The sequence below is a fragment of the Shouchella shacheensis genome, from assembly GCF_001484965.1.
Taxonomy (GTDB): domain Bacteria; phylum Bacillota; class Bacilli; order Bacillales; family Bacillaceae_D; genus Shouchella; species Shouchella shacheensis.
In genome coordinates this window covers 37,266-49,285 of the sequence record NZ_KQ947396.1, presented here as the reverse complement: position 1 = coordinate 49,285, position 12,020 = coordinate 37,266, and the positions used below count along the sequence as shown (strand labels likewise).

Below are 12,020 nucleotides of genomic sequence, written 5' to 3'. Positions count from 1 at the left end.
GGGTTTGTCCGCCGTAACTTGAGGTGTCGAGATGGATTTAACGGAAATAAAGCAAGAGCTGACGACAATAGAGAAGCGACTATCAGAGTTTAGGGGGTCTCTTTGACTTAGAAGAAAAGGAAGAGAGAATTGCCGAGCTTGAAGAAAAAATGACGGACCCGGAATTTTGGAACGATCAGGAAACCGCACAGAAGGTGATTAATGAAACGAATGGCCTGAAGGAGCAGGCGTATACGTTTCGAGATTTAGAGTCCGCTTATGAGGATCTCGAAGTGTCGTACGAGCTAGTGAAAGAAGAGGGCGATGCGGAACTGGCCTCAGAACTTGAGAGTGGTGTTACGTCGCTGATTTCTAAAGTCAATAACTTTGAGCTACAGCTTTTATTAAGCGAGCCCTATGACAAGAACAATGCCATTCTTGAGCTGCATCCAGGTGCCGGGGGGACCGAGTCCCAGGACTGGGCAGCGATGCTGCTTCGTATGTATACGCGCTGGGCGGAACAGCGAGGGTTCAGCGTCGAAACGCTTGACTACCTCCCAGGAGATGAAGCTGGTGTAAAAAGCGTGACGCTTCTAATTAAAGGCCATAACGCTTACGGCTATTTGAAAGCAGAAAAAGGTGTCCACCGTCTTGTGCGCATTTCGCCGTTTGATTCCTCCGGTCGACGCCATACGTCCTTTGTGTCGTGTGAGTTAATGCCGGAACTTGATGATACCATTGACATTGAAGTTAACACAGAAGAGTTAAAGATTGATACGTACCGAGCCAGCGGCGCAGGTGGACAGCACGTCAATACCACTGATTCGGCGGTCCGAATCACGCATTTGCCAACGAATACGGTTGTCACCTGCCAAAGTGAGCGCTCGCAAATTAAAAACCGCGAGCAAGCGATGAAAATGATGAAAGCGAAACTCTATCAGCGTCGGATTGAAGAGCAGGAACAGGAGCTTGCGGAAATTCGCGGCGAGCAAAAAGAGATTGGGTGGGGAAGCCAGATTCGCTCGTATGTGTTCCATCCGTACTCGATGGTCAAAGACCACCGCACCAATTTTGAAGTCGGCAATACGAATGCGGTGATGGACGGAGAACTCGATGGCTTTATCGATGCCTATTTGCGCCAATCGATGTCTGTATAAGAAAGAGGAGAGAGGTTGCTGTTTTACGGCGATCTCTTTTTTTTGTCTCGCTCCTGCCCATCCGCCTGCGCTTTTCGTGTCTAGCTCCGGCGGGTAGGAGCGTCGAGATTTTTCGTCCTGACAACGAAATCCAAGATCGGGATTTCTTTTGTCAGGTCTCCAAAATTCTCGCTCCTGATCAACCCACCTGCGCTTTTCTTGTCTAGCTGCGGCGCCCACTCGCTCGAGGTTTCTTCACGCCGCCAGATCAAGCCAAGACCGGGCTTGATACTGACGGCGCTCCAGAACTTGTCGCTCGTGAGCAGGGCGCCTGCGCTTTTCAGTTCACATACCGAAAAAAGGACTATATGCCCTCATTTAGGAAAAGCACACGGGTAAATAGTCTTTTTTAGTGCAATAAACTGGTACGAAAAGCTAACGAAATCATTAGAGAAACGAAATGGTTTCTCCAGTATAATAGATTCATAGGTTCCTCTTTCAGAACCTTCTTAGCTTTCGCAAATGAGAAAGGAGGCCATGTTGTTTTTTAAAAATTAGCCAGATAAAATCTAGTTAGAAAGAGGGGAATAGGGTTTGTATTTTACGAATAAGAAACCATTTATCGTCGTATTAGCACTTTTATTTGCATTGTCGCCCTTTGGCTCGGCGTTCGCCAATCAAGGGGACGGAGGTACGCCGGAGTTGGCGGAATTGTATGGGACGATTGACGTTTCATCAACGGAACCAACGACGGTCATTGTTGAATTGAAGGAAGAAGCGGTCGTTGAAGCGAAGCAAAATGGACAAGCTCAAAGCGAGTCGGAGATCGAAAGCAAAAGAAATCAACTTGTCGCAGACCTAGAGGATGAGGTTGGCAATGTAGAAGTTAAGCAGGAGTATGACTACTTGTTGTCAGGCCTCTCTGTGGAGCTTCCGGCAAATGAGATTCAGTATATTCTCTCCCATGAAGAGGTTAGAGCCGTCTACCCTGACGTGGAATACGAAGTGCCGGAAATGGAAACAGCCCCTGATGATGCTGTTCCATACATGTTTGACAGCGCGCCTTTTATTGGGGCGAATGAGGTATGGGAGGATCTAGGCTACACAGGTGAAGAAGTTACCGTTGCTATCATCGACACGGGTGTGGACTATACCCACCCTGATTTGGCACATGCTTTTGGTGATTACAAAGGACGGGACCTTGTAGATAATGACGATGATCCGCAAGAGACGCCGCCTGGTGACCCGAGAGGAAACGCCACGAATCATGGCTCCCACGTTGCGGGAACGGTAGCTGCAAACGGTGAAATTAAAGGTGTAGCTCCGGATGCGACGCTGCTTGCCTATCGTGTGCTAGGGCCTGGAGGCAGTGGCTCGACGGCCAATGTGATCGCCGGTATTGAACAGGCGGTGCAGGACGGAGCGGACGTCATGAACCTCTCTCTCGGCAATACGTTGAATGATCCGGACTTCGCCACGAGCTTGGCTCTAGATCGAGCGATGGCAGAAGGAGTGATGGCCGTCACGTCAAACGGAAACGCAGGCCCAGCAGAGTGGACAGTCGGTTCTCCTGGTACGTCTCGTGATGCCATTTCCGTAGGCGCTACGCAACTGCCATATGCGGTATTTAATGCACAGGTGGAGACGGACGGAGGTGTCTCTTACCCGAGCGCAGCTGTAATGGGTCCGGGTCCGGAGGAAGGCATTACGCAGCTAGATGGCAATGACTATGAACTTGTGGATGTAGGACTAGCCTTTACGGAAGACTTTGAAGGCGTAGATGTAGAAGGGAAAGTGGCCCTGATCAGCCGTGGCGATCTTCCTTTTGTCGAGAAAGTCGACAATGCGAAGGAAGCCGGAGCAGCGGGTGTCATTATGTATAATAATGTAGATGGAGATATGCCTTATATCCCTAGCTTGGCTCTACCTACAGTGATGCTGAATAATGTGGACGGTCAAAAGATGCTCGATGAACTGGAAGCGGGAAATAACACCATCACCATCTCTATCGAAGAAGCAGGAGAAGTAGGGGAATCTGTGGCTGACTTTTCTTCCAGAGGCCCGGTCATGGACACTTGGATGATCAAACCGGATGTGGTTGCGCCCGGTGTGAACATTACAAGTACGGTCCCAACGCATAACCCTGAAAATCCACACGGGTATGCAGCTCTACAAGGGACGAGTATGGCTGCCCCTCACGTTGCTGGAGCAGCAGCTCTCATTCTGGAAGCTCATCCTGACTGGGGTGTGGAGGAAGTGAAAGCGAGTCTCATGAACACCGCGGAACGTATTACTGATCCGGACGGGACTATGTATGCTCATAACACGCAAGGAGCAGGCAGCATTCGTGTGCCGGAGGCCATCCAAACAAAAACATTGGCTGTGCCAGGGAGTTATTCGTTTGGAAAATTTGCTAAAGACAACGGGCGTCAGGTGGAACGTCAACACTTTGAAATTAAAAACTTATCCGATGAACGCAAACGGTATTCGTTTGACGTAGAGTTTAAGGGAGATCCGCAGGGGATCAGAGTAAACACAAGCAATAACTTGAATGTGCAACCGGGCAAATCTCAGAAAGTCAACATGAACGTACAAGTGAACGCTTCCCAGTTGGAGCAGGGGTATTATGAAGGAATGATTCGCATTAGCGATGGGGAAGAAACGTTTGAAGTGCCTACGATTCTCTTTGTGCAAGAGCCAGACTATCCGCGTGTGACCAGCTTGGCTGTCTCTGAAGCAAGCGAGGGCTTTGCGCTGAACTTCTACTTGCCAGGAGGCGCTGATACCGTCCAAGTTGCTGCTTATGATGAAAACTTGCAGCCACTGGGAGCAGGTCCTTCCACTGAAGACCTTTCAGAAGGGTATAATACGATCGAGTGGGATGGAACCATCGCTACAGGTGAAGTGATCGAAAATGGGAACTATGTGGCCGTATTTGCCACAGCTAACGGTCAAACAGACTATGTTTTAGCAGAGTTGGATTTTTAATAGCCAACCCCAAAAGTAATGAAAAAGGATGACCGCAGGCAGCTTTGCTTGTGGGTCATCCTTTTTTACTGTTGATGTATAGGAGAGAAGGCTGGTGTGCATGAAAATGGTCTCTGTGCGCACGATAAGAAACGTGGAACGTCGCACCTTGACTGATGTAGTGGTTTCCTCCTAGGTGCGCGCTTAAAATTGAAAGGAGTGAACCTCACGATGCCACCTCGTCCCAGAGCCAGAGTCCGTAGTCCTTTTTTACAAGGGATCTATGATTATACCCGTATTTTGATTGGGGCCGCGTTGATCGCTTTTGCCTTTAATCTGTTTTTCCTGCCCAATCAAATTGCTCCTGGCGGCGTAAGCGGGATCAGTACCATTGTCACGTATACGCTCGGAATTGAGCCGGCTTATACCCAGTGGGCGCTGAATATTCCCCTTTTTCTCATGGGCTTGTGGCTACTTGGGGGGTTGCGCTACGGGGTGAAAACGCTCGTGGGCACGGTTTTTTTGCCATTCGTCGTCTTTATTAGCCGAGGTTGGCAAGTCGACGTCAGCGACCCTTTGCTTGGTGCTCTATTTGGAGGCGTTCTCGTCGGAGTGGGGCTTGGGATCGTGTTTCAAGCTAATGCCAGTACAGGAGGGACGGACCTTGCTGCTCAGGTTGTGCAACGGTTCACAAATTTATCTGCTGGGCTCTGCGTCGGGATTATTGACGGCCTTGTTGTTTTGACATCCGCAATTGTGTTTTCGATTGAGCTTGGCCTTTATGCGCTCATCTCCTTGTTTGTAATCAGCAAGACAATTGATCTCGTGCAGTTAGGAATTGGCTATTCGAAGGTGGCTTATATTATTTCGGATAATGAGGAAAAGCTGCAACAAGCGATTTTTCAGTCGATTGATCGTGGGGTGACCAAGCTTGTGGGGTATGGAGGGTATACGAAGCAGTCGCGGTCGGTGCTGATGTGCGTGGTCAATCAAACGGAGATCGCCAAGTTGAAGCAAACAGCGAGAGCCGCTGATCCGAAAGCGTTTGTGATTGTGACCAACGCTTCGGAAGTCCTAGGCGAAGGGTTTAAAAATACATAACCGTAGAAACGCTACTGACTTCGTGTGGTGGCGGTTTTTTGTCTAGCTGCGGCCCCACTCGCTCGAGGTTTCTTCACGCCGCCAGATCAAGCCAAGACCGGGCTTGATACTGCCGTCGCTCCAGAACTTGTCGCTCGTGAGCAGGGCGCCTGCGCTTTTCGTGTCTAGCTCCGGCGGGTAGGAGCGTCGAGATTTTTCGCCCCGATAACGAAATCCGAGAGCGGGATTTCTTTTATCGGGTCTCCAAAATTCTCGCTCCTGATCGACCCGCCTCCGCTTTTCAATCCATTCATCGAAATGAAATAGAACTGTAATGTTACCCAGTATTGGCCGGTGATATAATTACCGCAAAGAGATTGTGACAGATTTGCCTCTTTACCGACAAAAACCTTCACAGAACGAGTTGATTGCGTTAGAAGGAGTGTATATATGATCAAACTGCAAGATGTCTGGAAAGTCTATTCGAACAATGTTAAAGCCATTAATGGCATTACCATTCATGTAGATAAAGGAGAATTCGTTTATATTGTCGGCCCAAGTGGTGCAGGCAAATCGACGCTAATCCGCTTATTGTATAGAGAAGAACGAGCCACACAGGGAGAGATTTTCATTAACAATGTAAGGCTTTCTTCACTCAGGCCCCGAAAAATACCCGCACTTCGCAGAAAAGTGGCTGTTGTCTTTCAGGATTTCAAACTTCTTCCCACCCTCACAGTCTTTGAAAATATTGCGTTTGCTTTAGAAGTGATTGAGGAGCACCCGACGATTATTCAGAAAAAAGTGAATGAAGCGCTAGATCTTGTGAAATTAAAAAGCAAGGCGAAGTTTGTGCCCGGGGAATTGTCCGGGGGAGAGCAGCAGCGTGCGGCGATTGCGCGGGCGTTTGTCAACAGCCCGGACGTGATGATTGCGGATGAGCCCACGGGCAACTTGGATCCTGATACGGCTTGGAGCATTATGGATGTTTTGGAATCTATTAATGCAAAAGGGACGACCATCATGATGGCTACCCACAACAAAGAAATTGTCAACACCTTAAAGCGTCGTGTAATTGCGATTGAGCGTGGACGAGTCGTACGTGACGAGGCAAGAGGGAGTTACGGGTATGAAGCTTAGAACGTTTAAGCGCCATCTCATTGTAGGCTGTAAGAACCTCGTTCGAAGTGGTTGGATGACATTTGCTTCCGCAAGCGCCGTGATGGTGATGCTTCTTGTCGTTGGCATCTTCCTCCTATTTGTGTTAAACGCCAATCATATTGCGAGTACGCTCGAGGATAATGTCGAGATGCGCGCGCATATTGCCTTGAACGCGTCAGAGGAGGAGCAAGAAGAGCTTGAAAGAACCATAGAAGAAATGGAAACGGTCGAGAGCGTAAACTTTGTGAGCCGCGATGAAGGACTTGAGGATTTAATTGCCTCTACCGGTGAAAGTGGACAAGCTTTTGAGAGTTTGAGAGAGGAAAACCCCTTGCCTGACGCCTTCCAAGTCTTCGCTACAAATCCCCAGCTAACCGAACAAGTCGCCGGTTCCATTGATGAACTAGAGTCTATCCGCTCCGTCAATTACGGAGAGGAAGCCGTAGGTTCTCTGTTTGCCATCACCAATGTTGGGCGAATGATCGGCGTGATTTTAGCGGTGAGCCTGATGTTCACGGCGATGTTTTTAATCTCCAACACGATCAAATTAACCATTGTCGCTCGCTCAAAAGAGATTCAAATTATGAAGCTTGTTGGTGCAACGAATGCCTTTGTGCGCTGGCCCTTCTTTGTAGAGGGGGCATCACTCGGGCTCATTGGATCCTTTGTGCCCATAGGTCTGGTCGTAGGCGGTTACTCCTACCTATATACCCAGTACGGAGCGACGTTAAGCAGTAGCTTCTATTCGATCCTACCGCCGTTCCCGCTCGTATGGCAGGTGGGGATGCTGCTGCTGGCCATTGGGCTTTTTGTTGGCATTTGGGGAAGTGTGATGTCTGTCCGTAAGTTTTTAAAGGCTTAGAAGAATGTTTGATGGGGGAGTGGGGACATGAGGAAGAAGGCGGCAGTTGCTGCGCTGGCAGTCGGTTTAGTTGTTGGGGGGATGGTATCTCCGTCGCCGTACGTCAGTGCCAATGAAGAACTGAGGGGCCAAATGAATGACGTTCAGGATGAGCAGGAAGAAAAAAGCAAGGAAGCGAAAAACAAGCAGGAGGAAATCACAAAGCTAGATCTGGAACTAAAAGAGCTCACTCGGAATCTAGAAGAGATTGAGGTGGAGGCTTCAGAGGCGGCCGAGGAACTTGAGGAGAAAGAAGCGGAACTCGCTGATCTCGAAGAGGACATTGTCCGACAAGAGAAAGAGATTGCAGAGCTTGAAGAACGCATCAGCGAAAGGAATGCGCTACTAGAAAGCCGCGCGGTCGCCATCTATGAAGCGGGCGGCGATATGAGCTATCTGGAAGTTCTCCTCGGTTCGCAGAGTTTTGGCGATTTCATTGACCGAATGGGGGCTGTAACAACCATAGCTGAACACGATCGGTCGCTAGTAGAAGAGCATGCGAAAGATCAAGAAGCGCTCGAAGCATCCAAGCAAGCGGTTGAAGGGCAGAGGGCTGCTGTGAGCGAACAAAAGACGGAGCTTGAAGGATTGAAAGCCGAGCTTGATGAGCAACAGGAGGAAATGGCGACGGCCCTGGATGAGCTTGAAGACACGGAGGCACAGCTTGCAGAAGAGCTGGGTGAGATTTCAAGTGAAGAAGAAATTTTAAAAAGCCAAGAAGAGGCGCTGCAGGTAGAGCTGGCCGCCTGGGAAGAGGCGGAAGAAAAGCGCAAGCAAGAGGCGGAAGAGCAGCGCCAGCGAGAATTCAGAGCAGAACAGAAGCGCGAGCAGGAACAAGAGCGCAAAAAAAGAGAAGAAGCGAGTGCCTTTTCTTCAGAGACTGAATCGGATTCATCGTCTGAGTCAGCCTCTGGCTCAACGTCTGAGTTAAAGTCAGCGAATGCGAATCAATCAGCTGAACGAGGCGCTGAAGTTCAAGGCTCTACCGTTTCAGAGAGCGGCTTTATCCGTCCAGCGGCAGGAAGGGTTACTTCGCCCTTTGGCCCACGCCTGCACCCAATTTCTGGAGAACGGTCGATGCACAATGGCATTGACATTGCTCAAGGAGGGGACGTACCTGTCGTGGCCGCTAAAGAAGGAACCGTTGCTCTAGCAGAATACAGCGCTAGCTACGGCAACTGGGTGATTGTCACTCACCAGGTTGATGGCGAGCGTATGAGCACTGTTTATGCCCACCTCGATGCAACGGATGTGAGCGTTGGCGATCGTGTGGAGCAAGGGCAAACGATTGGTACCATGGGCAATACCGGCTCTTCAACAGGACAGCATTTGCATTTTGAAGTGCATGAGGGGGAGTGGAACCGCTCCTTCTCAAACGCTGTGAATCCATTAAACTATATTCCACATTAAGAGATTGAAAGTACTAGAAGGCGCTCGTTCGATACAACGAGCGTCTTTTCATTTCTAGCTCCGGCAGGGTAGAAGCTCGGGATTTTTCAGTCCTGGCCTGAAATCGAAGACCGGGATTTCTCGTCCAGGCCTTCCAAAATCCGCGCTTCTGTTCGACCCGCTTGCGCTTTTCTTGTCTAGCTCTGGTGCCCACTCGCTCGAGGTTTCTTCACGCCGCCAGATCAAGCCAATACCGGGCTTGATATGACGTCGCTCCAGAACTTGTCGCTCGTGAGCAACCCGCCTGCACTTTTCGGATATGCAGTAAACGTCTTTTGACAACGATTCAACTACGTTCTAGAATAGTAGGAAGTGAACGTGCATACGACGTACAGGCTTTCATATACATGACATAGAGTCTTCCGTTCCGGTTCACATGGTGTGGCGCTAGGTGAACCCTAGGATTTAGCCAATGAAGCCAATTTGTGGGAGTGGTTAGTGTGAGATCGAAGCATTTTTTTATAATGATTGCCTGTGTGCTCATCGTGGCTCTAGGCGCGGTATTTTTCTTTACGAGTAACGATAGCGGAGAGCCACTTTCTCCATCAGGGACTCCGTTGACTGGAGGAGAGGCCACTGAATCACTGAGTGATGAGGAGCTTCTCGAGAAGTTTTCCCAGGCTCTGGAAACCATTGATTCAAGCTACGTCGAGGAGCTGGATCAAGCCGACCTGATTGAAGGGGCGATAAACGGGATGGTAGAGACGCTAGACGATCCATTCTCAAGCTATATGAACCGGGAAGACGCTGAGGAATTTCAGCAATCGCTTAGCTCTAATTTTGAAGGGATTGGGGCGGAAGTGGGAATGGTGGATGGGCAGGTCACCATTATTAGCCCGATGAAAGATTCGCCTGCGGAACAAGCAGGAATTCTCCCGAATGATAGCATCGTCGCAATTGACGGCGAATCGATTGAAGGTTGGTCGGTGGATGAAGCCGTTGCGCAAATCAGGGGCGAGGGCGGAACCGATGTGACACTAACGATTGATCGAAGTGCAGCAGCGGACACGTTTGACGTAGAAGTGACACGCGATACGATTACGGTGGAGTCAGTGCGTACGGAGACGATTGAGAAGGACGGTCAAACCGTTGGGCACTTAGAAGTCACCAATTTTTCTGAAGACGTCGCCACTCAGTTTGAAGAGGGGCTAACAGAGCTAGAAAACGAGGGAATGGACGGCCTCATTGTGGATGTCCGTGGAAACCCTGGCGGCTACTTGCAAGCGGCAGAGGAGATTGGTGATCAGCTGATTCCAGAAGGCGAGCCCGTGGTACAAATTGAGGACGGATCAGGAGAAAAACATGCGTACCTTTCAAAAATGGAAGAGACAAAGGATTACCCAGTGGTTGGTTTGATTAACGGCAGCAGTGCTTCCGCTTCTGAAATTTTGGCCGCCGCGATGAAAGAGTCCGCAGGCTTTGAGTTGGTTGGCGAAACGACATTTGGAAAAGGAACCGTCCAGCAGTCGATTCCGATGGAGGACGGCAGTGCCTTAAAAATAACAACGGATCGCTGGCTGACGGCGGGAGGAAACAATATTGATGGCGAAGGGGTAGAGCCAACGATTGAGAAAATGCAGCCGGATTATTTTTATTCGATTGCACTTTCTGTGGAGGAGCCGTTAGTTGCGGATACAGTCTCAGACCAAGTGACCAATGCGCAAAACATGCTGAAGGGTCTTGGCTTTGAAACGGGGCGAAACGACGGATACTTTGATGAGCAAACGGAGCAGGCGGTGAAGGCCTTCCAACAGTCTGTCGACCTAGAAGATAGCGGCGAGATTGATCAGGAAACGGCAGGGAGGTTGCAGGAAGAAATTCTTGAGCACATCCGTGATTCAGACAATGACCTCCAGCTGCAAACAGCGATAGATGTCGTTCTTGGACATAGGGATAACTAATGACTCGGACGTTTGTGTGAAAAAGAGGAATTGTTGCAGGGTTTGTCGAACGATAAGGGGCGTCTGCCTAAGTGGTAGACGAACCCTTTTTTTTAGACTAAGAGTTGAAGGACTCGTGTGAATGTGCTAGGAGTGGGACATGATGGATGTTGTACAGATGCTTGGTGTAATGCTTGGAGGTTTTTTTGCTCATCCTCTTCTATATATAGGTGTGGTCGCTATCTTTGTCATGAGCTTGCATCGCGTTTCTAAGGAACGTGCGTCTTTTCATACAAGGGTTCTAGCCAAGAGGGCGGACATGATCATCCCTTTTTTGCCAAGTCTTGTGATGGGTGTGCTGATATCATTGGTGACTGTTAGTCTCGGAGTGGTCCTCCCTTTTTCTGCTCTTCTGCTGCTATTATTTGGCTATGTTCTTATGGTAGCTACTGCGCAAGTGCACGTGATGTCCCCGGTCTATGCCTTGGGGAGTACGCTTGTAGCGATTGTGGTTTTAGATGGGGCGAGCGTCCCAGGCTGGCTTGAGGTATCAACAGAGGTGGTGCCAGGTCTCTTTCTTCTTCTAGCTCTTTTGCTTGTCGCAGAGTCGCTGCTTATTTTGAAAAATGGACCAGCATTCACGTCTCCGCAGCTGGAACGTGGAAAGCGTGGCAAATGGATTGGCGTCCATTTGGCAAAACGATTGTGGATTTTGCCTGTGGTCCTCTTTATTCCGGAAGGGTTAATTCCTGCAGCTGGATACTGGCCTGTTTTTAGCCTAGGTGAGACAAGCTTTCAGCCGCTGCTTGTGCCCTTTCTTATCGGATTTCAAATGAAAAAACGTTCGGCCCCACCTCAGGAAGCGATTCGCACATATGGTCACCGATCGCTCGGGTTCGCCTTACTAGCGCTTGCCTTGGCTTGTACGTACGTTGCCTGGCCGGTCCCTTGGCTTTTGGTCGTCATGGTTCTCGTGCTTCTTGGCGTGAGAGTGACAATGACCCTCCTGCCCATGCTAACCGAACGGACCAAAACCGCTTTCTTCACGGAATCGAGGGAGGGCTGTACGATTGTCGGCGTAATCCCAGGGAGCCCGGCAGCGAAAATGAACCTCAAGCCTGGAGAGCAAATTGTGAAAGTGAACGGCTTGCGTGTTTCTTCGGAAGAGAATTTTTATGCAGCGCTTCAACAAAACGCTGTTTACTGCAAGCTCGACGTCCGCGACTTAGAGGGCGAGATCCGCTTTGAGCAGGGGGCTTTGTATGCCGGGCAGCACCATCAAGTCGGAGTCTTGCTCGTACGAACAGAGACCAAGCTATCCAATTCTGTAGTGTGAAGAAAAGCGGAGGCGGGTTGGTCAGGAGTGAGAATTTTGGAGACCTGACAAAAGAAATCCCGGTTTTGGATTTCGTTGTCAGGGCGAAAAATCTCGAAGCTCCTACCCGCCGCAGCTGGATCAGAAGAAAAGCG

At 49.7% G+C, this 12,020-nt stretch carries 8 protein-coding genes; all 8 read left to right on the top strand.

Translation table 11 applies throughout. The annotated features are described in order from the left end of the window. Window positions 1-31: 31 nt before the first annotated feature. Window positions 32-1,136 (top strand): peptide chain release factor 2 gene (prfB, locus tag AVZ68_RS04610; protein WP_157404574.1). Its coding sequence is split into 2 segments (ribosomal slippage): window positions 32-103 and window positions 105-1,136, totalling 1,104 coding nucleotides; the frame shifts between segments, so codons are not numbered across the junction. Between the two features lie 573 nt (window positions 1,137-1,709). Then, window positions 1,710-4,103: a S8 family peptidase gene (locus AVZ68_RS04605; RefSeq protein WP_059103356.1), complete on the top strand. Its 2,394-nt coding sequence runs from the start codon at window positions 1,710-1,712 to the stop codon at window positions 4,101-4,103. A gap of 210 nt (window positions 4,104-4,313) precedes the next feature. Next, window positions 4,314-5,183, top strand: coding sequence for a YitT family protein (locus AVZ68_RS04600; protein WP_059103355.1), 870 nt, complete (start codon window positions 4,314-4,316; stop codon window positions 5,181-5,183). 429 nt (window positions 5,184-5,612) lie between these two features. Then, window positions 5,613-6,299, top strand: a complete 687-nt coding sequence (gene ftsE, locus AVZ68_RS04595) for a cell division ATP-binding protein FtsE (protein WP_059103354.1) — start codon at window positions 5,613-5,615, stop codon at window positions 6,297-6,299. Further along, window positions 6,289-7,182 (top strand): permease-like cell division protein FtsX, encoded by an 894-nt coding sequence (gene ftsX / locus AVZ68_RS04590; RefSeq protein ID WP_059103353.1) that lies wholly within the window; start codon window positions 6,289-6,291, stop codon window positions 7,180-7,182. Before ftsE ends, ftsX begins: the two co-directional genes overlap by 11 nt. Window positions 7,183-7,209: 27 nt before the next feature. Next, window positions 7,210-8,631: a peptidoglycan DD-metalloendopeptidase family protein gene (locus AVZ68_RS04585; protein ID WP_059103352.1), complete on the top strand. Its 1,422-nt coding sequence runs from the start codon at window positions 7,210-7,212 to the stop codon at window positions 8,629-8,631. A gap of 479 nt (window positions 8,632-9,110) precedes the next feature. Further along, the gene (locus AVZ68_RS04580; RefSeq protein WP_082676301.1) at window positions 9,111-10,571 is read left to right on the top strand and encodes a S41 family peptidase; all 1,461 of its coding nucleotides are present in this window, start codon (window positions 9,111-9,113) and stop codon (window positions 10,569-10,571) included. 142 nt (window positions 10,572-10,713) lie between these two features. After that, window positions 10,714-11,886 carry a PDZ domain-containing protein gene (locus tag AVZ68_RS04575; protein ID WP_059103351.1) on the top strand — a complete coding sequence of 391 codons (1,173 nt, stop codon included), beginning with the start codon at window positions 10,714-10,716 and terminating at the stop codon, window positions 11,884-11,886. Window positions 11,887-12,020: the final 134 nt, after the last annotated feature.

Bases quoted from the DNA above. Each gene is read 5' to 3' on its own strand.
- AVZ68_RS04600 (WP_059103355.1), top strand. From the start codon at position 4,314: ATGCCACCTCGTCCCAGAGCCAGAGTCCGTAGTCCTTTTTTACAAGGG.
- ftsE (WP_059103354.1), top strand. From the start codon at position 5,613: ATGATCAAACTGCAAGATGTCTGGAAAGTCTATTCGAACAATGTTAAA.
- ftsX (WP_059103353.1), top strand. From the start codon at position 6,289: ATGAAGCTTAGAACGTTTAAGCGCCATCTCATTGTAGGCTGTAAGAAC.
- AVZ68_RS04585 (WP_059103352.1), top strand. From the start codon at position 7,210: ATGAGGAAGAAGGCGGCAGTTGCTGCGCTGGCAGTCGGTTTAGTTGTT.
- AVZ68_RS04575 (WP_059103351.1), top strand. From the start codon at position 10,714: ATGGATGTTGTACAGATGCTTGGTGTAATGCTTGGAGGTTTTTTTGCT.